The sequence below is a fragment of the Bacillus sp. FSL M8-0063 genome (assembly GCF_038005545.1).
Lineage (GTDB): Bacteria > Bacillota > Bacilli > Bacillales > Bacillaceae_G > Bacillus_A > Bacillus_A wiedmannii.
This window is the reverse complement of the sequence record NZ_JBBOTJ010000001.1, coordinates 1,577,926-1,601,072: the sequence shown is the minus strand read 5'-3', so window position 1 is coordinate 1,601,072 and position 23,147 is coordinate 1,577,926. Positions and strand designations below refer to the sequence as shown.

Annotated in this window: 23 protein-coding genes; 4 read left to right on the top strand and 19 right to left on the bottom strand. The window is 34.3% G+C overall.

The features are described from left to right. Positions 1–302: 302 nt before the first annotated feature. From galT to MKX31_RS08040, 4 genes are all read right to left on the bottom strand, one after another. Positions 303–1,793, bottom strand: a complete 1,491-nt coding sequence (galT, locus tag MKX31_RS08055) for a UDP-glucose--hexose-1-phosphate uridylyltransferase (RefSeq protein ID WP_064474210.1) — start codon at positions 1,791–1,793, stop codon at positions 303–305. A 212-nt stretch (positions 1,794–2,005) separates the two neighbouring features. Further along, on the bottom strand, positions 2,006–2,956 hold the full coding sequence (locus MKX31_RS08050; protein WP_064474211.1) for a serine protease: 951 nt from the start codon (positions 2,954–2,956) through the stop codon (positions 2,006–2,008). 259 nt (positions 2,957–3,215) lie between these two features. Further along, a complete protein-coding gene (locus tag MKX31_RS08045; protein ID WP_064474212.1) occupies positions 3,216–3,503 on the bottom strand; it encodes an AbrB/MazE/SpoVT family DNA-binding domain-containing protein in 288 nt (95 codons plus the stop codon). A gap of 115 nt (positions 3,504–3,618) precedes the next feature. Further along, a complete protein-coding gene (locus MKX31_RS08040; RefSeq protein WP_088048530.1) occupies positions 3,619–5,499 on the bottom strand; it encodes an FtsX-like permease family protein in 1,881 nt (626 codons plus the stop codon). 270 nt (positions 5,500–5,769) lie between these two features. Between MKX31_RS08040 and nadE the strand changes: the two genes are divergently transcribed. Next, on the top strand, positions 5,770–6,588 hold the full coding sequence (gene nadE / locus MKX31_RS08035; protein WP_088048529.1) for an ammonia-dependent NAD(+) synthetase: 819 nt from the start codon (positions 5,770–5,772) through the stop codon (positions 6,586–6,588). Between the two features lie 44 nt (positions 6,589–6,632). Here nadE and MKX31_RS08030 read toward each other — a convergent pair whose 3' ends face one another. The 4 genes from MKX31_RS08030 to MKX31_RS08015 form a co-directional block, all read right to left on the bottom strand. Beyond that, on the bottom strand, positions 6,633–7,094 hold the full coding sequence (locus MKX31_RS08030; RefSeq protein WP_088048528.1) for an NUDIX hydrolase: 462 nt from the start codon (positions 7,092–7,094) through the stop codon (positions 6,633–6,635). A gap of 30 nt (positions 7,095–7,124) precedes the next feature. Beyond that, the gene (locus tag MKX31_RS08025) at positions 7,125–7,322 is read right to left on the bottom strand and encodes a DUF4083 domain-containing protein (RefSeq protein ID WP_088048527.1); all 198 of its coding nucleotides are present in this window, start codon (positions 7,320–7,322) and stop codon (positions 7,125–7,127) included. 99 nt (positions 7,323–7,421) lie between these two features. Further along, positions 7,422–8,582 carry a transglutaminase domain-containing protein gene (locus MKX31_RS08020; protein ID WP_088048526.1) on the bottom strand — a complete coding sequence of 387 codons (1,161 nt, stop codon included), beginning with the start codon at positions 8,580–8,582 and terminating at the stop codon, positions 7,422–7,424. A 146-nt stretch (positions 8,583–8,728) separates the two neighbouring features. Further along, positions 8,729–9,481 (bottom strand): YwqG family protein, encoded by a 753-nt coding sequence (locus MKX31_RS08015; RefSeq protein ID WP_088048525.1) that lies wholly within the window; start codon positions 9,479–9,481, stop codon positions 8,729–8,731. Positions 9,482–9,705: 224 nt separating this feature from the next. Here MKX31_RS08015 and MKX31_RS08010 point away from each other — a divergent pair, with 224 nt between their 5' ends. Both MKX31_RS08010 and MKX31_RS08005 read left to right on the top strand, forming a co-directional pair. Next, on the top strand, positions 9,706–9,852 hold the full coding sequence (locus MKX31_RS08010; protein WP_000540425.1) for a YjcZ family sporulation protein: 147 nt from the start codon (positions 9,706–9,708) through the stop codon (positions 9,850–9,852). Between the two features lie 87 nt (positions 9,853–9,939). Continuing rightward, on the top strand, positions 9,940–10,905 hold the full coding sequence (locus MKX31_RS08005; RefSeq protein WP_064474219.1) for a patatin-like phospholipase family protein: 966 nt from the start codon (positions 9,940–9,942) through the stop codon (positions 10,903–10,905). Positions 10,906–11,016: 111 nt separating this feature from the next. Here MKX31_RS08005 and MKX31_RS08000 read toward each other — a convergent pair whose 3' ends face one another. Both MKX31_RS08000 and pdxR read right to left on the bottom strand, forming a co-directional pair. Continuing rightward, positions 11,017–11,184, bottom strand: coding sequence for a DUF3933 family protein (locus MKX31_RS08000; protein ID WP_000816376.1), 168 nt, complete (start codon positions 11,182–11,184; stop codon positions 11,017–11,019). Between the two features lie 12 nt (positions 11,185–11,196). Next, entirely contained in the window at positions 11,197–12,639 is a 1,443-nt protein-coding gene (gene pdxR, locus MKX31_RS07995) for a MocR-like pyridoxine biosynthesis transcription factor PdxR (protein WP_064474220.1), read from the bottom strand. 118 nt (positions 12,640–12,757) lie between these two features. On the opposite strand from pdxR, the gene MKX31_RS07990 reads away from it, so the two are divergent. Further along, a complete protein-coding gene (locus tag MKX31_RS07990; RefSeq protein ID WP_064474221.1) occupies positions 12,758–13,372 on the top strand; it encodes a LysE/ArgO family amino acid transporter in 615 nt (204 codons plus the stop codon). 53 nt (positions 13,373–13,425) lie between these two features. Here the strand turns inward: MKX31_RS07990 and MKX31_RS07985 are convergent, their stop codons facing one another. From MKX31_RS07985 to MKX31_RS07945, 9 genes are all read right to left on the bottom strand, one after another. After that, complete coding sequence (locus MKX31_RS07985) at positions 13,426–14,655, bottom strand: MFS transporter (protein WP_064474222.1); 1,230 nt, start codon at positions 14,653–14,655, stop codon at positions 13,426–13,428. 236 nt (positions 14,656–14,891) lie between these two features. Beyond that, positions 14,892–15,098 (bottom strand): alpha/beta-type small acid-soluble spore protein, encoded by a 207-nt coding sequence (locus MKX31_RS07980; protein ID WP_000113545.1) that lies wholly within the window; start codon positions 15,096–15,098, stop codon positions 14,892–14,894. A 126-nt stretch (positions 15,099–15,224) separates the two neighbouring features. Next, entirely contained in the window at positions 15,225–16,067 is an 843-nt protein-coding gene (locus MKX31_RS07975; RefSeq protein WP_064474223.1) for a sugar phosphate isomerase/epimerase family protein, read from the bottom strand. 37 nt (positions 16,068–16,104) lie between these two features. Next, positions 16,105–17,088 (bottom strand): petrobactin biosynthesis protein AsbE, encoded by a 984-nt coding sequence (gene asbE / locus MKX31_RS07970; RefSeq protein WP_064474224.1) that lies wholly within the window; start codon positions 17,086–17,088, stop codon positions 16,105–16,107. Between the two features lie 44 nt (positions 17,089–17,132). Beyond that, positions 17,133–17,387: a petrobactin biosynthesis protein AsbD gene (gene asbD / locus MKX31_RS07965; protein WP_064474225.1), complete on the bottom strand. Its 255-nt coding sequence runs from the start codon at positions 17,385–17,387 to the stop codon at positions 17,133–17,135. After that, complete coding sequence (asbC, locus tag MKX31_RS07960; protein WP_064474226.1) at positions 17,384–18,622, bottom strand: 3,4-dihydroxybenzoic acid-AMP ligase AsbC; 1,239 nt, start codon at positions 18,620–18,622, stop codon at positions 17,384–17,386. Before asbC ends, asbD begins: the two co-directional genes overlap by 4 nt. After that, complete coding sequence (locus MKX31_RS07955) at positions 18,609–20,447, bottom strand: IucA/IucC family protein (protein WP_149173266.1); 1,839 nt, start codon at positions 20,445–20,447, stop codon at positions 18,609–18,611. Before MKX31_RS07955 ends, asbC begins: the two co-directional genes overlap by 14 nt. A 59-nt stretch (positions 20,448–20,506) precedes the next feature. Beyond that, positions 20,507–22,315 (bottom strand): IucA/IucC family protein, encoded by a 1,809-nt coding sequence (locus MKX31_RS07950; protein ID WP_064474228.1) that lies wholly within the window; start codon positions 22,313–22,315, stop codon positions 20,507–20,509. Positions 22,316–22,613: 298 nt separating this feature from the next. After that, positions 22,614–23,135, bottom strand: a complete 522-nt coding sequence (locus MKX31_RS07945; protein ID WP_000402429.1) for a GNAT family N-acetyltransferase — start codon at positions 23,133–23,135, stop codon at positions 22,614–22,616. Positions 23,136–23,147 lie beyond the last annotated feature (12 nt).

The window sequence follows — 23,147 nt, the reverse complement described above, 5'->3', positions numbered from 1 at the left end:
AACATCTCATATTCATATGAGATGTTTTTAGTTTTTTCTATTCTTTTAATAAAATGCAACTTTAATCAGCAGGAACTTTGTTCATCACACACTAGGAATATACACACTTCATTCTTTTTCACTTTATTTTTGTACTGGATCCTTTGGACACTTTAATTATTTGATTACATTTTATACACATCATTAATATAGGGCCGCCTATCTGTTTCAATTCCTGTAGTTGCTTATGCTCACACTCCTCCATATTATTACCTCCCTTATCATATAATTAGGTCATTTTGTAATCACCATCACTACTAAGTTCATTCCTTATTTAACTTCTGAATAAAACGTTTAAATGCCGATATCCCTTCGTCATCTCGTTTAAAAACACCAGCATCTTCAAGCGCCTGTATAAATTTCCGTCCCACTTCTTTTCTTATAATCTCCTGTACATTTTGTTCATGTATCCGATTTTCATATTTGATTTTTAATTGTTCTGCCCATCGTATATGAGGCGTTGGAATATCACTTGGAATGTTAAGTAAGAATTTTTCCACTTCCTGAAGTTCTGTTTTTAATCGCGCCGGAAGTACAGCTAACCCCATTACTTCAATCAGTCCGATATTTTCCTTTTTAATATGTTGTATTTCCGCATGAGGGTGGAAAATACCTAGCGGATGTTCTTCACTTATACGATTGTTTCGCAAAACAAGGTCCAATTCGTACATATTATTCCGGTAGCGGGCAATCGGCGTAATCGTATTATGTGGAACATCATTCGTAAATGCAAATGTATGAACAGAAGGATCACTATATCCCTTCCACCTCTCTAATATGTACTCCCCTGCATTTACTATTTGTTCTATGTCGTTACTTCTTAAGCGAATAACTGACATAGGCCATTTAATAATAGAACATTGCATTTCTGGAAAGTTAGTGAGTTCAAAAATTAAGTCGATTGATGCATTTGCCATAGCAAATTCATAGTTTCCACCTTGATAGTGGTCATGTGTTAGAATAGATCCTCCTACAATTGGCAAATCTGCATTGGAACCAAGGAAATAATGTGGGAATTTTTCTACAAATTTTAACAAACGTAAAAATGTTTGACGGTCAATTTTCATATCACGGTGTTCTGAAGACAATACAATACAGTGTTCATTGAAATATATATACGGAGAATACTGTAGAAACCAGCTTTCATCTGTAAGATTCATACGAATCATACGATGATTCGAGCGTGCTGGATGTCCAATTCTGCCTCTATATCCTTCATTCTCAATACAGAGTAAACATTTTGGATAATTTGTACTTTCCAATACTCTCTCTCTAGCAATTTGTTTCGGGTCTTTTTCCGGTTTTGATAAATTAATCGTTATATCAATGGGTCCATATTCCGTATTTACTTTATAATTTATATTTTTGGAAATTTGCTTCATCTGGATATAGTTGCTGTTTTTACTTAACTCATAGAAGTAATTTGTCGCAGCCTTCGGATTTTGTTCGTATTTTTCATAAAATAGCGAATTGATAACGGACGGTTTGGACATAAATACATCCATAATTGCACTTGCTAAAATCTCCTTCTCGTCCATTACTGCCTCAATGACTTTATGCATACAAGCATATTCAATTAACTCTTCCAATAACTCCGAAATTGCTTTCTTTGCGGGCGCTGACGCTTCCACTACAAAGTCATCTAAACGAAGTAAGGAAAGGATTTGATTTCTTGTATATATTTCATCTTCTTTTTCAATCAATTGAACTTCAATAGCACGATCAATTAACTGCTGGATAGCTTGATATATCATCCGTATATACCTCCTCTAACCTTATAGCGGTTTTCGTTGTTACGATGCAAGTTCTTATGTACCTTTTATAATTTTATGAACAGACGTATGGGATAACCACCATTCTAATATACGTTGCATGAAAAAGAATTAAATACTAGATTCCCTTGTATATGCGACAGAACCATACGAAAAAACATCTCATATTCATATGAGATGTTTTTTCGTATTTGCTATTCTTTTAATAAATCTATTAATCCATTCCCTTCAGATGTACGTTCATACCCTAAAGGTATAGTTCTTTTAATAAGTTGTGCATATATTTCTGGCTCTGATAATTTTCTACCATATTCTCTCTCACACTGCTTAATAAGCAATGCGAGCGCTCCAGCGACATGCGGTGTCGCCATAGAAGTTCCACTTAATACCGCATATTTCCCTTCAGGATACGTAGATAAAATTTCATCGCCTGGCGCCACTAAGTCAATTTCTTGATTCGAATTACTAAAACATGTGATTTTCCGTTCTAAATTAACAGCGCCGACTTCAATTACTTCTGAGTACGCACCTGGGAAGTCCAGTTCCTCCGTGTTATCATTACAATCTCCATTATTCCCAGCAGCACATACGACGAGAACATCTTGCCTTACCGCATTTTGAATTGCTTCATGTAATTCTGGAACGTCTTGCGGGCCACCAAGTGACATTGAAATGACTCTAACTCTTTCTTTATTAGGTCCTCTCCAATTTACAGCATAATGAATCGCCTCAATAATTTGCTCATAACTTCCAGAACCATCTCCCGCTAAAACCTTTAACACTAACATTTTAGCAAGTGGTGCGACTCCTAAAACACCGACCCCATTTTCAGTCGCTGCAATTGTCCCCGCTACATGAGTACCGTGTCCGTTATTATCAAGATAAATATTTGGATCCCCTTCGTAATCTTTCGTGAAATTTCTTCCACCGATAATACGATCCTTTAAATCTATATGATTCACATCACAACCTGTATCTAATACGGCAACAACAATATCTTTTCCTTTCGCACTCTTCTCCCATACTTGTGGAGCATGAATGAGTTGTACACCTGGTGGAATTTCATTTACTTGTTCAACCACCTTATCTACTGTAAAAGGAATCAATTGTATACCTTTTTGTTTATTCGCTGTACTACTATTCATCGTAATCCCTCCTGAAAATATATTATTTTCATTTCAGACCACTTTTGAAAAGGTTTAAATGTAACATTCGTTTTATTCGTTTCGTTTTCCTTCCTTAAAAATATTTCTCAATATAGCTTACTAATTTTATACTACTCTTTTATTTATCTCGTAATTTTTAGACACGAAAAATTACGAGATAAATAAAAGAACCAATTTAATGGTCCTTTTATAGTTTTTAAAGAATGATATGAAATTTTAAAAATAAATTAAATTAAGACTAAACCTCACTCTTATTTAAAAACTTCTCTATTTCTTTTATTAAATGTTTCGCTCCATCTATACTAACAGTAATGTTTCCATTTGCTAATGATATGTTTTGATTTGAAACATCACCTGTTATTTGACAAGCATTGTAAGGTTGATATTTTTGTAAAATGACTTTATCTTCTTCTACGAAAATTTCAAGTGGTGATTTGATTTGTATTCCCAATACATCACGTAATTCTTTAGGAATAACAATTCGTCCTAATTCGTCTACTTTTCGAATAACTCCTGTTGCTTTCATATTAATTCCCCCTTACTTTCTATTAGTTTTTCCACCTCGCTCTTTCCATTTTATCACTTTTTGGTAATACTTGTCTCTTTTTAGAAAATTTTGTACTCAAGTTAAAAAAACACATTTAACGAATGCGTAATCTCTCTTTCAATTGTTTTAAATAACGGGATCTTATCAGTAAAAAGTAACCAATTTGAATTCCTACGAAAATACTTAATACAATCGCATTTTCTTTAAATAGTGAATACTCAAACATCTGTCCCAGAGCAGTTAACGCTACTGCTCCATGTAATGTTGCAACACCTATTGGAACGAAGAATAAAAGTGCCAATCGAATTGTAACTACTTTCGATAATTCTCCACTCGTTAAGCCTACTTTTCGAATCATTTCAAACAAACGAGTATCATCCTCCAAATCAGAAAACAAACGGAAGTAAAGGAAGCTTCCTGCACATACGAAAAATACTATACCGATAAAGAAACCTACAAATAGAATTGGTCCTGCGATTTGTAAACTTTGGTTTTGTTCATACTCTTCTGCACTAAACGTTGCATGTTCTTCATAAGTCTTCATTTGATGAGTAAGTTCTTTACCAACCTCTATTTCATCTTTCATTCCTTCTGTTTTGTACACATAATCTTTTTCCTCTTTAAATCCATCTTGTAATGCGTCATATTGATTTTTAGAGATTACATAAACGTTACCTCTTAGTATTTTACTTAATGAAGAAGTATTAACTTTTTTCACTTTTAAAGATTCATTCAAATGTGGTAAAGTAATTTCTTTTCTTTCTTTCATCGGTGGTCCTGGTATATCGACTGATAAAAATAAAGCTTCTTTATTTGCAACAGTTTGAAATGGTTCTCCTGTTAACTTTGCATACTCCTTATAATCTAATTCTTTTATGAAAATGACGCTTCTTAGCGACTGCTCCTCTGTCCTTTTCGTTGAAATAGTAGCTTTAACAGCTGCTATACTATGCTTCTTTAATCCTTCGTCAATCAGCTTCAAATGTTGTGATTCATTACTATTTCCTTGCTTAGAATGATACTGAAACGCAATTGGTCTCTCCATAATTCCTTTCGTCATTGATGCGAAACCAACTAATGTACCTATTGCTGAAAATGCTACAGTTGAAATAATAGTTACAATAAAGAACATTCTGGCGTTGTCTCTCATACGGTAAGCTAAATCTGATAACGTAACAATATTTGTCTGTGTCCAATAGAAACGTTTACTTTTTTTACATAGTCTAATAATAAAGACACTCAACTGCTTGTACAGCAAATACGTACCAATAATGACTACCGTTGTAACAGGAATCATCATGACAAATACCATTGCGCCGTGTGACAGAAGCGCTCCTGCATATCCCGCACTAAGCAATATGACTGCTAATATAGAAGAAATAATGGAAGCTTTCGGTTCCGGCTTCGCTTCTGCTGATCCTCTAAACAATTTCATAATTTTATTTTTCCGAATCATTCCTGCACTAAACAATGAAATGATCATAAATAATACGAAAAACATAATACTCGTTACAACAATGGCTTTCATTGGTATGTAATAAGCTAAGGAAATATCTAACTTTAATATCATCGGAGCTACAAATATTAATATTCCGGAAAACAGCATTCCAGCAAGTATCCCAAAAATAATGGCCCCTATTCCAATCATAATATTTTCAAAGAAGATAAGACGCTTTAATTGATATTTCGTCATACCTAACATCATTAAAATTCCTAATTCACGCTTTCTCGTTTTTAAAAACATTCCCATCGAATATAAAATAAAGAAAAACGTAAATAGGTAAATAATGGACTGTGCAAAAGACATACTTACGAATACATACTGCCCCAATTCTCCAGCGCTTAATGCCGGATGAAACGCAAAAAATGAGTACACAAAAAAGGCCATAATTGCAAATGCACTACTTAAAAAATATGCTGAGTATGTTCGTCTATTTCGTGTTACATTCCGGTATGCGAGTTCTCTAATGTTCATATTACTTCTCCGCCCTTCTGCTAACTATGTTCTTATATTAGTAAAATGCGGAAATAGCTTCCATCGATTCAAATGACAAAAACCTTACATTATTGAAAGGTTTCAAAAAAATTGCTTAAATGAAGCAGTTTCATTATAATGACTACATTCATATTCATACACGCATCCTATTGTACATTCGTTAGTTTTGCGAAATAATAAAGGATAGAAGTATGTGCCAATATACATATAAACTTATTTACCGCTTTAATACGAATAGGAGGAAACATAATGACATTACAAGAACAGATTATGAAAGCATTACATGTTCAGCCTGTAATTGATCCGAAAACAGAAATCCGTAAACGTGTTGATTTCTTAAAAGATTATGTGAAAAAAACGGGTGCGAAAGGATTTGTACTTGGAATTAGTGGCGGACAAGACTCTACATTAGCTGGACGTTTAGCTCAGCTTGCAGTGGAGGAAATTCGTAATGAAGGTGGTAACGCAACGTTTATCGCAGTGCGCCTTCCTTATAAAGTGCAAAAAGACGAAGATGATGCGCAATTAGCATTACAATTTATTCAAGCTGATCAATCTGTTGCATTTGATATTGCGTCAACAGTTGATACTTTCTCAAATCAATACGAAAACGTACTAGGTGAATCATTAACAGATTTCAATAAAGGTAACGTGAAAGCACGTATCCGTATGGTTACGCAGTACGCAATCGGTGGTCAACAAGGGCTACTTGTGATTGGAACTGATCACGCGGCAGAAGCTGTTACAGGATTCTTTACAAAATTCGGAGATGGTGGTGCAGACCTATTACCATTAACGGGATTAACGAAACGCCAAGGACGCGCTCTATTACAAGAATTAGATGCAGACGAGCGACTTTACTTAAAAATGCCAACAGCTGATTTATTAGATGAAAAACCAGGTCAAGCTGATGAAACAGAGTTAGGCATTACATATGATCAACTAGATGATTATTTAGAAGGTAAAGCAGTTCCAGCTGACGTTGCAGAAAAAATTGAAAAACGTTACACAGTGAGCGAACATAAAAGACAAGTACCAGCGTCTATGTTTGATGATTGGTGGAAATAAATTATATAAAAAAAGAAGCTAACCTCATTAGCTTCTTTTTTATGTTAACGATACACCCCTACTCTTTTCTCTAGTAAGTCCTGTAAACAATCCTCATGTTGTTGATTAAACAATGGTGGCATTTGGTTTAGCGGGAAAAACTTCAATTCCAACGTTTCATCACCGTCTACTTTTTGCTCTCCTCCGGCAATTGAGCATGAAAAGAATATTAAAATTGACTGGGCATTATCTCCATTTGGATATGCTTGAAAATATTTTGTATACACCCCGATAAGCTCATTTATTTTCACATCATAACCTGTTTCTTCCTTTATTTCTCGAATCGCGGTTTCTGCGGCAGATTCTCCAATTTCCATTGCACCGCCAGGAAATCCCCAAGCGTTAAAATCACCTCTTTTTTGCAGTAATACTTCTCCATGTTCATTCAACACACAACCACCCGCAAAGTTTATGAGAACACAGTCGTGACCTACTTTTTCACGTAATTCTTTTATATAATTAGCCATCCTCTTCCCCTTTTCATACATCTTCTATCATTATTTCTTATCTTTTTCAAGCAATTCAATCATTCGATCTAGCTTCTTATTCATATTAATTACATGTTGTTTTTTTGCAGCGCTGTTTTGCAATAATCTTCTATGGAACAAAGTAAATGATAGGAAAAACAAAACGATAAGTCCGATTACTAAACAAGTATATATCAATGTAAAAATATTACTTTCGAACAAATCCATTCAAATCCCACATCCTTCCTTTTTATATTTTATCACACAATTCTGTTTTTTAAAGTGATACATAATAAAAAGAGCACCTTTCCAAGATGCTCTTCTTAATTAATAAGTAAATGTAATTGTCGCTAATGAATAATCTGCCATTGCACTATATGGTGCTACTTCATAAGATACACGTTTTGCACCTTTTGGCCAATTTATTTCATTTAACACTTTCTTTATATCTTGCATCGTTCCATCCATAGATTGCTTATATCGTACTTCTACCTTTTCTGGTTTAGAAGCGAATTGTTGCTGTAATTTTTTCTTAAATTCACTATAATTATCTGCTCCGTATTGTGCAGACAAATATTTTAAATTTGTTTCTTTTAACATTTGTTCATACGTAGCAGTTTTTGAACTATCCGCTTTTATTTTGTTTGTTAATTCATTAAAGTAACTTGTAGTTGCCGCCGGGTATTTACTACGATCCCATTCATGATCTTTACTTAATTGCTCGTCAGACATATTAAAATATGAATATGTTACGCGCCCAGCTTTATCCGGTACTGGATCATCGAATGTCGTATCAAGGTGGTACCATTTGTTTTCAATGTTCACTATATTCCATGCGTGAGCTTGTCCATTTCCTGTACCTGTTACAATATGATTTTGGATACCCGCTTCTTGTAGCAATTCATATGTTAATAACGTATATCCTTGGCAAACGGCAGAACGATTCGCTAATGCTTCATATGCTGTATACGCTTTATAAGACGTATCATAAGATACATGTTTCACAACATAATCGTGAATAGCTTTTACTTTCTCATGCTCATCCATTCCTGGTTTTACAATTGAACCGATAATTGCTTTTGCCTGAGATTTCACATATTGTGTTTGCTCTTTTGATTCACGGTATTTCACTTGCAGTGTAAACGTATAGTTTCCTGGTAACCCTTTAATAGAATATTTAGTAGACGCTACATTATATTTTACATACTCATCTGCGTCTACAACTTTATTAAACTCGCCATACAATTGGTCCATAACATTTCTAGCATTTCTATCTTTTGATTTATATGTGATTGTAATATTTTCTTCTCGATTATCAACCTGTTGTTTTAATTCTTTTCTAACATCATTTAACAACTTTGCATCTGATTGTGATGTCGCTACAGTTGAATTCGTAGCTGCATAAGATACAGATGACGCCTGTAAGCCTCCCATTACTATTGTTGAACAAAGCAGGGTAGCTGTCACATACTTACTTGTCTTTCCCATCTCGTCACTCCTTACATTCTATAACTATACGAAAAAAGTATCGTATAGTTTCAGAGTATACAATACTTTTTCGTATAGGTCATATGAGATTATGCATATTTAACATTGTAAAAAGGTTGTTCTTTTTACAAGAACAACCTTTTTTCTTAACAAGTTTGTAATACGCAACATGCATTTTCAAAACGTTGATTTTTCAAGTCTTCATTTCCAATACAGAAATAAAGCATCCCTAAATCTCCCCACATCATATTACAATTTTTAGTATCTGAGTCAATTTGGAATAAAAGTGTCATTTGCTGCGGGTCGATCCCCATATATTCTCCTGTCTCATATAATACTTCCTCTTGTACAGAGAATGGCTCACCAAACATTTGATGGTTATCGTAGTTATCTGGAATTAACTCTTCAAGCAATTGTAAGAAACGATCTGAATCAGCCTCATCTTCAATGAAAAGCTCTGGCAATTTATATGTCAGTTCAAAAGTAGTTGCACACTGGTTATAATTTGTTTGCAATTCATCGGCCCTTCGTAATTGCTCTACAGGAACATCATAATAAAGTACACGTCCCGCTTCAGTTGGATTCACATCTTCTTCAAAGTAATTTTCAACGCTGAAAAAGTATAATATTCCTGTCTTAGGTAGATTGTACTCCATACCAACATTTTGTAAATCATTTAAATTAAATTGAGCGATAAACTGTAACGGGTTTCCTTTGTACATTGGGTATTCAAATGCAGATGGTAAATCAGGAACTCCTCCCATTTTCGAACTACCTACCGCAACTGTTTCCTCCTGCTTTGGCACAACTTTCACACTAGGAAATACAGTATTAATAAGTTCTTCTTTTAAATGTGTCAGCCCATATTTATCAATTAATACTTCAATTTGTTTATTCATAAATTCTCCTTATATTTACATACTTATTTGTATCATCGCACAAAAATTATACTCCATTCTTTGTAAAAACAACAAGCCTCCAAAAAAACGGGCTCTTCCTTCATACGCGAACAAGTTAAAAAAAGCATAGTATACATTGTTCCTACAAACACGATAGTTCATTATTTCTTCCAGTACATTTTCCCCTCGTTCATTTTTATTTTTAATTTAAGGAGGAATTCCACATGGGTTACGGATATAGTTGCGGCGGTTACGGTTACGGCGGTAGTTGTGGTGGATGTGGTTATGGAGGTTTCGCTTTATTAATCGTTTTATTTATCCTTCTAATCATCATCGGAGCTAGCTGTTGGGGCGGCTTTGTAGGCTGCTAGTAAATTTAAAAACTATTGTAAAAAAGCACGTACAATACGTGCTTTTTTTCCATTTTCAAATCTTTTATTCGAAAGGAAGTATGATTGATGAAGATTGATGGTGTTTTTGAAGGAGGCGGTGTACGCGGGATTGCACATGTAGGGGCAATTTGCGCGTTAGCTGAAAAAGGCTATGAATGGGAGCGTGTAGCTGGAACATCAGCTGGTTCCATTATCGCTGCGCTCCTAGCAGCAGGATATTCTTGTTCAGAGTTAAAAACGATTATAACTGATATCGATTATAATACATTTACGAAGAGAACCTTTATTGACAGAATCCCCTTTATCGGAAAAGGATTAAGCGCATGGACTACTCTTGGTATTTACTCTAATATATTTATAGAAGAATGGATTGAAGAATTACTTCGTAAAAAAGGAGTTCACTTATTTACAGATTTACCTGATTTAAATAAACTTAAAATTATCGCTTCTGATATAAGTAATGGTAAAATGGTTATCTTTCCTGATGACTTACCAAACTACGGATTTTTAAATTATCGCTTCTCTATTGCTAAAGCTGTAAGAATGAGTAGTACAATCCCTTTCTTCTTTGAACCGGTAAAATGGAGAACCCCAAAATGGAAGCAACCTTGTTATATGGTTGATGGAGGGATTTTAAGCAATTACCCAATTTGGATTTTCGACTCACCTTCCTCTCCTCGCTGGCCAACATTTGGATTTCATTTCGTAAAAGATGAGATTCAAGCTGATCCTGCCCATTATAACGAGCCTATCTCCATGTTCAAAGGACTTTTTAAAACAATGATGCAAGCCCATGATTTACGTCATTTAGATAAGGAATCAAAAGCAAGAACAATTACAATTCCAACAGGATCCATTACAAGTACAAACTTTGAGTTAACAAAGGAAGAAAAAGAGTGGCTTTACAATTCTGGTTATAACGCCGCAAATAAGTTTTTACAATCTTGGAACTTCAGACAATATATTGATGACTATAGAAACGGAAATCAGGACCGAAAAACAAATCGGTATTTCCGTCAACTTGACTCATAATACTATTATTTTTCATACGAGAACACGTAACGCTTTCAAAAAAAATAAGCCTAGTAATATCATAGATTACGAGGCTTATTTACTTCCTGCTGCATCATTATTATTCGTTGCTTAAGGATACGTTAACCCTTCAGCTTCTTCCGCAGTAATAACTGTGTATCGATTTCCCGTTCGTAATCCTAACAATTCTGCTTTTTCAATTGCATCCTGCTTCGACTCCGCATAAGCAGCTAAATATTTTTCTCCATTGATAATTTGGCAAATTACGTATTGTTTCATTATTTTCTCCTCTTACTTTTTCATTAGTTGTGCAAGTTTTTTGATACCTATTTCAATTTCTTCTAACGTTGCGTATGAATAGGATAGACGCAAAAATTGGTTTGCACTTCTATCATACAAAGTACCTGGATTTAATAAAATCTTTTCTTTCAAAGCTTTGTCGAATAAGCTACGGTTCGAAACGGGTACATTCATATGTAACCAAATATAAAAACCACCTGTCGGTTCATACCATGTTGCTATATCACGACAATATTTCTCTAACATTTGCAACATAAAATCTCTACGTTTTTTCAACTTAGTTCTTACAAACTGTAAATGTTCATCATACAATCCATCTGCAAACCATTCCGCTGCAATTTGCTGGGATATAGAACTTGAACCATAATCTGTTTGCATTTTTATGTCTGCCAATCTTTGAATGACTGGCTCAGATCCAACAATCCATCCAATTCTTAACCCTGGACTAATAACTTTAGACATACTCCCAATATGTAGTACAATTCCGTTTTTATCATATGCTTTTAAAGGCTTTGAAACAGGCTCATCAAACCATAAGTCTTGGTACACCGCGTCTTCTATAATAGGCAAACCAATTTCGTTACATATTTCCATCACTTCTATTCGTTTCTTCGCATTCATACTAAAGTTCGTCGGATTATGAAAAGACGGGATTGTATATAAAATAGATGCATTAAATTGCTTCTTATATTTCGTAATATATGATGCATGTAAACCGTTCTCATCCATTGGTATACCAATTAAACGCATTCCTGCTGATTGAAAAACATTAAGAGAATATAAATAAGATGGTTTTTCTAATAAGATGGATGCCCCTTTTGGAAGAAGCCCCATAGAAATAAGTTGCAACGCTTGAATCGCTCCTGAAACAATTAATATAGAATCAGGAGTTACATCTATACCATGTCCTTTTAAATAGTCCGCAATCTTTTCCCTTAAAGAGAGACTTCCTTTCGGCTCTTCATAGCCAAGTGTCACCTTTGATGCTAAAAGCTTATTCATAATCTCTTTCATCTTTTTTTCAGGTAAAAGACTTGGCGCGAGCTCCCCGGTTCCTAAACGAATTACATGCGGATAAAATTCAGCTTGATTAATCTCTTGAATAGCAGGCAGATTCGGATAATGAAGTCCTGTTTCTACATAAGACTGCCAATTAGGTGGGGGCGCGTACGTTGAAGCATTCTCATTATTATTTACAACAATTGTTCCTTTCCTGCCATTTCCTTCAATGTATCCCTTTGCCACTAGTTCATCGAAAGCCATTACAATTGTACTCCGGTTCACACCGAATGTATGTGCCAAATCTCTTTGTGAAGGTAATTTCGTTCCAACAGTCCATTCTCCATTAACGATTCTTTCTTTTATATACGTTTCTATTTGTTTATACAGAGGAGTCGCTAGAGACATATTCGGTTTCCAAACGAATCTTTCCATCATATCACCTTATATTCTTTATGGTTGGTAACCTCTCCAACCATATGGATGGATACAAATTTTCATTTCTTCTATACAATATACACTATCATACTGAATTAAAATAGGAGGTAATATGATGAGTGAAGCAATTATTCATGGTATCATTCTTGCATTTGGTCTTATCATTCCATTAGGTGTCCAAAATATTTTCGTCTTTAACCAAGGTGCGAGCCAACCAAACATTTGGAGGGCAGCCCCTGTAGTATTAACTGCCTCTATATGTGATACGTTACTCATATTGATTGCAGTGCAGGGTGTCTCCCTTATACTCCTTACTTTTTCTTGGCTAACTAACACGTTATATATAATTGGATTTTTCTTTCTCCTATATATGGGCTTTGTTATTTGGAGAAGTAACCCTTCCAACGATAAAAAAAAAGAAAACAGTATGCCATTAAAAAAGCAAATCCTTTTTGCTGCATCGGTTTCGTTATTAAATCCACATGCAATTTTAGATACAATCGGTGTAATCGGAACAAATTCTATTCAATACATAGGAAGTGAAAAATGGGCTTTCACACTTGCAACTATTATCGTTTCTTGGATTTGGTTTATAAGCTTAGCCTTAGCGGGGAAATTTCTAAAAAGAATAGACTCAACTGGAAAGACAATCGTATTATTAAATAAGTTTTCGGGTCTCATCATTTGGGGCGTCGCGCTTTATATGTTAAAACAAGTTATGTATTCTTAATGAACGAAAGAGAATTGCATGTTCCTTAAAACACCATGCAATTCTCTTACAGATTATGAAGTAGGTTCCGTTTTCTGTTTTACCGTCTTTGCATCTTTTGCTGGTTTAATCCAAATCATTGCTATAACAGCACCAATACCAGCGAAAATACTAGTTACATAAAACACTTCATGGTCAGCACCCTTCATGAAAAAAGAATATAGAGGTGGTCCAGCTGCTACACCGATAAATCGCATTGAACTATAAAAAGATGTAACCGTTCCCCTTTGCTCCTTTTCAATTCCTTGTGTAATTAGGGAGTCTAAACATGGGAGTGCCATACCAATTCCTATCCCCATGATAACGAGACAAAGAAGTAGTAAATAAATTCCTTTTATAAATAAAGGAATGATGACTGATGCAGCTGCCATTAAAAAACCAATATAAATACACTTCTTCATAACATTTTGATTATCTCCAATTTTTTTACCGGCCATATATGAACTAAGTGACAGTACAAGTAGCGGGATAGCAAGTACACACCCTTTCCATATACCATGAATGTCATACTTTGATTCCAGTATAGTCGACAAATAAAAGAGAATTCCGAATAAAATAAGCATAATAATTGCACCTAATACAAAAATGGCAATCAACCATCTTCCCTTTTCTCGAAACGTAGAGATAATCGATTTTATAAACTCTTTAAGTGGTGGTACTTCTCCTTCTTGTTTCTTTGCCTTTACTAGAACAAGTAATAAAACAATTGATACTACGCATAAAACTGGAATCGCCCAAAATGGTAAGAACCATACAACGGCGGCAAGAGCAGATCCTAAAATAGGGCTCAGCACTTTTCCAAATGTATTGGATGTTTCAATGATTCCTAAACCTGTACTAACTTGTTTTTCATCTTTGTATAAATCACCAACACACGGTATAACAACTGGCATTGCACCAGCAGCACCAATACCTTGAATCGCTCTACCAATCAATATCCAAGTGTAGGGATTATCAACTTTCCATGATACCCAACCAGTTATCGCTCCTCCTATAGCCGCAATCAGCAAACTCGGAACCATTATCATCTTTCGTCCCCATCGATCTGATAAATAACCAGCAATCGGTATAAGTAAAATGGCTACAATAGAGTAAATTGTAATAATCATGGATACTTGAAACGATGAAATATGTAATTCCTTTTCGATAGTCGGTAGGATTGGAATGAGCATTGAATTCCCTAATGTCATAACAAGTGGAACTGATGCAAGCGCAATTAAACAACAGTTTTCTTTTTTTAACATGTTGGCTTCGGAACCCTTTCATCGTATATTTCTGACCATATAATAGCCCTGCTGGAACGTAATTTTTCATTCCACCAGGGCTATTACATCTTTACTACTTCCCATTTACAACAAAAGAAATTGGGGAAAATATAGTATTATTCCTATTCTTTGAATTCAGTTCGCAATATATTCATACCAATTAATTGAAAAAAAAGAAAGGAAGAATCCTTCCTTTCTCCTATAACCTTCTACAATTAGCGAGTATATCCGCCACCAAGTTGTTGTTCTGCCATCGCTACTAGACGTTTTGTAATTTCACCGCCTACAGAACCGTTTGCACGTGAAGAAGTGTCAGCTCCAAGTTGTACACCAAATTCTTGTGCAATTTCATATTTCATTTGATCTAAAGCTGCTTGTGCTCCATGTGATGCTAATTGATTAGAATTACGATTTCTAGCCATTACCAATCACCTCCTTATTTATATATAAATTGTGTTAAATTTTAATTTAAATACATGGTAATTTTTGGTTATTTATATTTTTTAAAAAAGAGTCTCTACAATGAGAGACTCTTACATCATTTTATATTAAGAAGTTACTACTTCTAAATTTCTATTTGTTAATACTTTCATTTCTTCTTTTAATATATCTTTCGCATGATGTCCAAACCATTCGAGTGAAGCAAAATGGTCAGTATCTCTCACTTCCTGAATAATCTCATCATAATTTACCACACCTTCAAATAATGGAACCATACCAATTCGACTTCCCGCTGCTGCATATACATTATGTGGTTCAAACACATGCAAATAATCTGCTGACGATATATTCTTAAAATGGTAATGTTGTATCCACGGCTTTAGTCGATGGAAGCTGTCTATTGGATCTGCACCAGACTCCCATATATGAAGAAAATCAAGGTTTATTTTCAAATTCGGATGATCTACTTCTCCTAATAATTCCAAAGTAGAAGGCAGCGTATCCGTTAACGTATTTGGATGTGTTTCTAAAAGTACATACATATTATGCTGAGCAAATACTTCACAAATGATGCGAATACGATTCACATACTCTTTTCTCTCCTGTTCCGAGAAATCTTCGCTACCTTTTTGTCCAGCAAACGTACGAATTTTGTTCGTTTTAAACCAATTAGCTAATATTGCAAGTTGTTCACATTTCTCTATCGTTTTTTCAAAATCTGCCGATAGTGATATGTCTAAGTAATCACTTATCATCGTAATTCCCAAGTTTTTATCCTTTAAACAATTCAATTCTCGTTCTGTCGTTTCATACTCTTGCATATACAAATTTTGTGCATGAGTCCCCCACAATTCAATTCCTTCAAAACCGTTTTCATATGCAAATTGAACAATATCAGTAAATGAAATTAATTGATGACGAAAGGAAATAGTACATAATGAATATTTCATAGGTTTGAACTCCCTTATCTTAAATTCAGTTAGGTTTTTAAAATGCTAAGACAGACTGGTTTGTTTTCATTTCTTTCCATGATAAAAACTGTCTCTCTAATTCAGCCTTAATTTGCAGTTCAATTGCATTCATTTCATCCAACTTTTCAACAATTGATAATAACATACCTTTATTATTCGTCATTGCCATTTTAATTGCTCGATACTGTACATTTGTAAATCCTTGTACAATATCCTCTACCCGATCACACCAATAATCAAACTCTTGCTCCGAATATTGCAACGTTTCACGGAAGTATGCAAAGGCATGTTCATAACTATATTTACGAATCGCAAGTACTGGTATTTGTTTGACTGCCGCTACAAGACCAGAAAGCGAATACCCATCTTCTTCATTTGCCATTTTTATAATTAAATTTTTCAGCTCCATAGTCAGTTCATTGTCATTTCTTTTGAAAGTTTCTATGAAATAACTCGCTACCATTTCTTCTGTTGGCTCCTGAATTTCTTCTACATCAATGAAATACCCTCCACCAAATGGGTTATCTTGAACAGAGTAAAGCACTTTTTCTCTTTCCATATTCCCTTCCCAACGAAAATCAGGGTCTAGCATGAACCATTCTTCTTCTTTCTCTGTCTTCGATATCATTAAATAATGCGGAAACGGTTTTTGATGGAATTTATTTTCCCTCTCTGGCAATAGAGACATATCAACCATTACAATGACATAGCGATTTTCTGGCTTGTTTTCTACTAATTGTAAAAACGTCTCTACATTGCTATCTTTATCTTTTGCATGATCATACCATTCGTTCACTTTCATACCATACAATTTTTCATACCATAGTAAGTAATTATCATGGTTAATGTTTTCAGAGTGATACGAAATAATTCCGCCTTCTGTTATATCAAAATCGCCGTCCCATAATCCAAAATAAAATGGACGGAAATCTATATCGCTACGCCTTTTTATAATTTCACAAAAACAACTCACTAAACAGTGAACTTTAATTGAAGTCATATTCTCATCCACTTTCCTAAAGGTTAATTATTCACATTTACTTCTTATACCAGCTGTAGCTCCTCCATAAAATCAAGTAAAGATCCTACAGTAAGAAATGCCTTTGGATCTACCTCATCCTCTGGAACGCATAGCTTTACATCCATTTCTATGTAAACTATGAGTTGTAACATCATTACCGAATCTATATATAAATCTTGGTTTAAACGCATCGTTTCTTCTAAATGCGTTACATTTTTTAGTTCCATTTTTTCTTTCATAATTTTCAATACTTCATTTTTTAATGTTTCACGTCTCATGTTGTAACCTCTCCCATCTCTAGTAACTTTCTACTTACTTTTCCAGTTTTATTTTTCGGAATTTCAGTTACACTTTCAATCTCATGTGGAACTTTATAAGCTGGTAAATGCTGTATACACCATTCTCTTATTCGAACCGGATCAATATGAGAGATTACTTTCGCTTTAACTATTTCGCCCATCACAGGATGTTTCCCTCGATATACAATTGCCTCTTTAACACCTTCTAGTCGAAGCATCGTTTCTTCTACCTCTATAGGAAAGACTTTTAATCCTGAAACGTTAATCACATCATCCATGCGCCCCATAAAATGAAGGCCGCGCTCAGATTTATACCCCAAATCTTTCGTGAAAATTTCCTTATCGTTCATTTTCACTACGATTTCTTCAGGCATATTTTCATCTGAACCTATGCTTATACTCGCATGAGGTAGTGGATTTCCTAAATCTAAATGGCTTTTCATATCATGACATATACTAATACAACCTGCTTCAGAACAACCGTATTGCTGCATCATATATGTTGTCGTTTCTTTTAGTTTATAAAACAATGCTTCTGGCAAAGGCGCTCCGGATGTCATAATTTTATGAAACTGAAACGTTCCTTGCGGGAAACTCCCCATAATATGTAACATAAGTGGTACTGCATATATGATATGTTTTTCTGTATTGCGAACTATATTTAAGGCGAATTTAGGGTTTTTATTTGTAATGATGATAGGTTTGCTTCCCCGCGTAATTGCAGATAACGTACCACATATTAGTCCGTATGAATGTGAAACAGGAGCCATAACAATCGGCACTTCATCTACTTCACAGTTTAAAGCTTCATTATAAGCCGTAATTTCTGTATCCACTTCCGCCCATGCTCTACGAATCAGTTTTGGTTCTCCGGTAGTTCCAGAACTATATTGCAATAAAGAAGGCTCTTCGAGTAAAGCGTTCACTACTTCTAATTTCGTAAAATCGCCATATTCTCCATATAATATCCCGATACAATTTGCACGCTTTGCCATTTCAATAGCCGTTTCTTTTGGCGTATCTTCATGTATAAGCAATACTGATAATTTCTTTTCTTTTAAGAAAAAAACAAGCGTAATAATATCGAATGGATCTTTCAGACAAAGCGCAAATCTATTTCCTTCTGCTTCTTTAAATTGTTCCATTTCCTCATAAACTTGTAATCTCAAATCAAAATCACTTTTGCTATACTCTTGTTTATTAACGATTAGCATAATTTCCCCCTGTAACAACTGATTTTTGTTTCATAAGTTGTCTTGCTCTATACAATGGATTTGGAACTTCATGAACAAGCGATTCCACATCCATATATAATCGACGCTTCGTTAATTGCTCAGCATAGAATGTAGGAGTGTATAGCTGAATACTTTCAAATCTATCTTTCAAGTGTGGATATTTTCTAAAATGATTTTCAATTTCTTCGACAACTATTATCCAAAAACTTTCTTCTTTCCAATCATATTCGTCTGCAAGTACGAAAGCTAATTCTCCTACATTAAATAAGAACAGTGCATCTAATACCATCTCTTGTAAACATTCAATACGATCCATTTCAAAGAAATCATTCATTTTTCCATCCGCATACGTTTTATGCATTTTAGTAAAGTCTGGACATTTATTCATTTCTTTTAAGAATGGACGATAAAACTCAAGTCCTTCATGGAAATCCTTTAATGCAATACGGACAGGTAGCCCTTCTTTATGAACTAAAATCATATTTTGTCCGTGTGATTCTAATGCGATTCCATGCTCTACAACAAGATGTATAACTGGTATGATCGCTTTTTGAATCAGTAATCGTAGCCAATTTTCTATCCCATATTTGTTTAACCATGCATCAATAACTGGTGTCCCGTCTTTCTCTTTTGCATATAAGCCGTTAAAGGGAACCGCATCCTCTTTCTCATTTAAATATTTATGAACGCTTTCACGCCAAATGCATCCTAATGAACCATATGTGGCTTTCTTATTCGTATCATACGTTACACTCGAAAATTCCTTTAGAAAAATAATGCGCGATTTATCCCTTAAATAAGAATCCTGACTTACGACATCGCTTAACCAATTCGATATAGCTGGTGCACTCACAACTGAATATGGTTTCAGCGTACGGAGTGTTGAAGTGTTAAGTATGTTCAGCGATAACTTCACATATGGTCTCTTTGGATTCGTAACATTTCTTAACGTCCTCATCGATTGTTGCGCGCAATAATCATCCTCTGATTTTCCTAAATAAATAATATTTTTATCCTGTAAATGATCAGCGTAATTGGGAATGATGAAATTCTCCCACTGCCAAGGATGAACAGGTATAAACACGTACTGCTTTGAATCGCATCCCGCACTGTGAATTTGTTCCATATACGCTTCTAATGTATGCTCGCCTATCTCACCTTTTAAAATATTGTCATAAATCACTTCATTTTCATTACCTACAGCCGCATATTTCTTATGCGCTGCAATCCATATAATTTTTATTGATCTCATAAATTCATATCCATATTGAAAATTGTCACGATATTGAAATCCAATGCGCGCTTTATAGCTAGGATGATATGGATGACCGTCTATTAAATGGCTTTCAAAGTCATCGTACGATTTTTGAGTATATTTCACCTTATTATGTCTTTCATATTGTGCAATTGTATCTTTAAATATCGTTTGTTCTAATTCATGAATAAAAGAATCTAATTTCGTTTTTTCCACGTTAACAATCCGAAAAACTTCTTCCAAAAATTGCGAAACTGATTGTATTTCTTGTTTTTCTTCTTGAACTCTTATTACTAATGAATCTATAGAGATACGTCCAAATGTCATTCGTTCTCTTCCGTAACATTCGTACGTGACACTTTTGTTGTCCTCATCAAGTCCTTGTATAAGAAAAAGAATTTGTTCTTCGTTTTCTATGCGAATTGGCGTAATAATTCCCTCATAAATTAACGACTCTACTAATTGACGTAACACTCTTCTTCGTACTGAAATGTAATCTTCTGATTCAAGCGCTTTCAATATTCTCGTATGATACATGTCCACTCTCATAACTCCCCCGCCTTACGAAAAAATACCATTATTTGTATTACGTGAAATTTTAACGTTATTTATGAACGTACAGCCACTTCTCTAACAAGCGGATTCTGTACCTGTACGTAAATTGCTTGTTCTAAAGGATTACTTAACTCATCGACATCGAAAAATCTCGTTAATAAATTTGCTTTACATGCCAACTTATGCTCTTCTAACAATTCTCTTAAAAAGGTAGAAGGTTCACGGTTATACGGAAGGAACGATTCAAGTACAGACCTTAATTCAGAGAGAAGAATTTCCTCCTTAATTAATCCTGCTGTGCCAAAACCGTTAATGAGACCAAACATATGATTGAAAATTAAGTAGTAACGAAATCTCTCATCTACAATATAATCGTCATATAAATTTCCAGTATGCTCTCCAATGCCAGCCAACTCATTATTAAGCATCTCTTTCATTGAATTACAGAAATAAAACCCTTGATTATCACGGAAATAATATTTGACCGGATAACCATTCTTTAGCTGAACAACGCTATTTTGCTGATGCGCTTCTAATGCAACACCATAACGTAAGTACATCCATACCATCGGCTTTAAAGAAATATTCATATATCGTCTAAACCAATCTAAACTTACTTCTTCACAGCTTCTACCTTCTAAATCTGCTAGTCGATGAATAATATTCGATAAACGAGTACGTTCCCCAGGTATAGCATCTTGCACTAATCCAGCAATTAAAGTAGCGTCATTTGCATGTTCACCATAAAAAGGATTCTCTCGTATAATTACTTCAAATCCAGATTCTTTTGCCCCGTAATTTAATGTAATAAATGCTGGATCACAAATAAAATCAAAACCTGGAAATTTCTCTAACACTTCACCAATTGCTGTATTTAGCATTTCCTTTCCTTCAAGACCACTCTCTAGTTCCTTCAATTTATTAATACGCATTGAATTTGTTACTTTTACTGGAAATGAAAACTTAAGCATATATTTTGATTGGGGATGATATAACGTCCTAAGTGATGATGTTGCCATATAATACTTACCGACAGGACCGATATATTCAAGTACTCCTTGATCTATCCAATCCTGTACGTATGATTGGTGTAATAGCCATTCTGCCTGAAGCGGATGAATTGGAAGTAATGAATATTCATCTTCATTACAATACTTCGATATAAATTCTTTACTAACCATCTCATCATTACGTAACTCTTCTTTTAGAATTATTGTTGTAGAATCTAACAATAATGATTTTTCATTTACTATACTTTTATGTGCCCTAAAATAATGAAGCTGACATTCTCCTTTTAATTCTGGAGAATACATGGCACTTTTCCATTCCAAAATACCTTGTCTACTCTTTGGAGTTGGATGCGTTAAATGTCCAAATAATAAAGATTGCTCCGCTTCTATAAAGGATGTATGGAAACCGTATAATGCAGATGTATCTTCTATTCTCTCCCTTGTAAATTCTTCAATATTTTGACAACTACGGATAACTCGAAGCATAAGTTCAGCAGGATTCGTCCCTTCTCCGTAGTTGATAGACATCTCTTTTATTAAGAACGTAATAACTGTAACATAATCTGCTTTTATAACATTCTTATTTTCTCCCATTTGATAATAAAATTGTTCTCCAAACAAATGGCGATCTGTTGCTGATTTATATATAACTTCTCCATACAAAGTAATGTGTTGTGCCGATAGCCGACAATATAAATATGTGGGGACTATATCTCTATTCAACGTATTACTGAAGATACTTTTCATTTTTTCATCCTCTGTAATCCATTCTCCACTCCCTGTTTCTCTTAAATAACAGTTTAAAAAACTTTGTAATGTTGCATGTTCTGCGATTTGTTTCGCATGCTGCATATTGGTCCTCCTCTTTATATTAAAGCTATCGAAATTTTATATAATAAACAACAATTGAATATCGTTATCAATTATGATTCTAATTGATAACGATATTCAATTCAATAGTATATTTCAGAATTTTTTTATCTAATTTAATTTTTCTTGTTTTCTCTCTTTTCTTTAATCTAGTTAAAAATTCACGAAAAAAATACTCAATTTCAAACTACATACTTACTATTTTTCATTAGTAATCCATCCAAAATAGTTAAACAAAAGAGATATACCTTAATTGGCATACCTCTTTCAAAGAATAAGTTTACATAATAATATTATTTATATCTCTCCAACAATAGGCTGTCTCTTCTACCTGTACTCGCTCTAAAAATTTTGTATCAATTTTTTCTGGATTAAATTTTTCATAAAAATTTTTAGAAGGATTATTCGTAACAACCCATACTAAAAGTGATTGCATATCATTATTTATACATTCTGATAATAGAGATTGAAATAACTTTTGTCCTATTTTCATTCCTTGATACTCTTGTAAAAGGTAGATCGCATATAATTCCCCATCACAATTATATGCACCACTTCTTTCCACTCCCCCGTCAATGAATCCGATTATTGTTTCATCTGACGTCTCTGCTACAAATCTATATTGGTATGTATCTTCTTGTTGAAAAATGTTTTCCCATTGTTTTTCTCGTTGCTCATATGTTATATTTTCTAAAAATTCGTCAGCAAATATCCCTTTATACGTTGTTTTCCAGCTATCAACATGCACCTTTGCTATACCTCGTATATCATCTTTTATCGCTCTTCTAATATGTATTTCCATCATTTCTCCCCC

What these genes read in the sequence shown, in the direction of transcription:
- galT (WP_064474210.1), bottom strand. Translation starts at nt 1,793, where the DNA reads ATGATATATCAAGCTATCCAGCAGTTAATTGATCGTGCTATTGAAGTT.
- MKX31_RS08050 (WP_064474211.1), bottom strand. Translation starts at nt 2,956, where the DNA reads ATGAATAGTAGTACAGCGAATAAACAAAAAGGTATACAATTGATTCCT.
- MKX31_RS08045 (WP_064474212.1), bottom strand. Translation starts at nt 3,503, where the DNA reads ATGAAAGCAACAGGAGTTATTCGAAAAGTAGACGAATTAGGACGAATT.
- MKX31_RS08040 (WP_088048530.1), bottom strand. Translation starts at nt 5,499, where the DNA reads ATGAACATTAGAGAACTCGCATACCGGAATGTAACACGAAATAGACGA.
- nadE (WP_088048529.1), top strand. Translation starts at nt 5,770, where the DNA reads ATGACATTACAAGAACAGATTATGAAAGCATTACATGTTCAGCCTGTA.
- MKX31_RS08030 (WP_088048528.1), bottom strand. Translation starts at nt 7,094, where the DNA reads ATGGCTAATTATATAAAAGAATTACGTGAAAAAGTAGGTCACGACTGT.
- MKX31_RS08025 (WP_088048527.1), bottom strand. Translation starts at nt 7,322, where the DNA reads ATGGATTTGTTCGAAAGTAATATTTTTACATTGATATATACTTGTTTA.
- MKX31_RS08020 (WP_088048526.1), bottom strand. Translation starts at nt 8,582, where the DNA reads ATGGGAAAGACAAGTAAGTATGTGACAGCTACCCTGCTTTGTTCAACA.
- MKX31_RS08015 (WP_088048525.1), bottom strand. Translation starts at nt 9,481, where the DNA reads ATGAATAAACAAATTGAAGTATTAATTGATAAATATGGGCTGACACAT.
- MKX31_RS08010 (WP_000540425.1), top strand. Translation starts at nt 9,706, where the DNA reads ATGGGTTACGGATATAGTTGCGGCGGTTACGGTTACGGCGGTAGTTGT.
- MKX31_RS08005 (WP_064474219.1), top strand. Translation starts at nt 9,940, where the DNA reads ATGAAGATTGATGGTGTTTTTGAAGGAGGCGGTGTACGCGGGATTGCA.
- MKX31_RS08000 (WP_000816376.1), bottom strand. Translation starts at nt 11,184, where the DNA reads ATGAAACAATACGTAATTTGCCAAATTATCAATGGAGAAAAATATTTA.
- pdxR (WP_064474220.1), bottom strand. Translation starts at nt 12,639, where the DNA reads ATGGAAAGATTCGTTTGGAAACCGAATATGTCTCTAGCGACTCCTCTG.
- MKX31_RS07990 (WP_064474221.1), top strand. Translation starts at nt 12,758, where the DNA reads ATGAGTGAAGCAATTATTCATGGTATCATTCTTGCATTTGGTCTTATC.
- MKX31_RS07985 (WP_064474222.1), bottom strand. Translation starts at nt 14,655, where the DNA reads ATGTTAAAAAAAGAAAACTGTTGTTTAATTGCGCTTGCATCAGTTCCA.
- MKX31_RS07980 (WP_000113545.1), bottom strand. Translation starts at nt 15,098, where the DNA reads ATGGCTAGAAATCGTAATTCTAATCAATTAGCATCACATGGAGCACAA.
- MKX31_RS07975 (WP_064474223.1), bottom strand. Translation starts at nt 16,067, where the DNA reads ATGAAATATTCATTATGTACTATTTCCTTTCGTCATCAATTAATTTCA.
- asbE (WP_064474224.1), bottom strand. Translation starts at nt 17,088, where the DNA reads ATGACTTCAATTAAAGTTCACTGTTTAGTGAGTTGTTTTTGTGAAATT.
- asbD (WP_064474225.1), bottom strand. Translation starts at nt 17,387, where the DNA reads ATGAGACGTGAAACATTAAAAAATGAAGTATTGAAAATTATGAAAGAA.
- asbC (WP_064474226.1), bottom strand. Translation starts at nt 18,622, where the DNA reads ATGCTAATCGTTAATAAACAAGAGTATAGCAAAAGTGATTTTGATTTG.
- MKX31_RS07955 (WP_149173266.1), bottom strand. Translation starts at nt 20,447, where the DNA reads ATGAGAGTGGACATGTATCATACGAGAATATTGAAAGCGCTTGAATCA.
- MKX31_RS07950 (WP_064474228.1), bottom strand. Translation starts at nt 22,315, where the DNA reads ATGCAGCATGCGAAACAAATCGCAGAACATGCAACATTACAAAGTTTT.
- MKX31_RS07945 (WP_000402429.1), bottom strand. Translation starts at nt 23,135, where the DNA reads ATGGAAATACATATTAGAAGAGCGATAAAAGATGATATACGAGGTATA.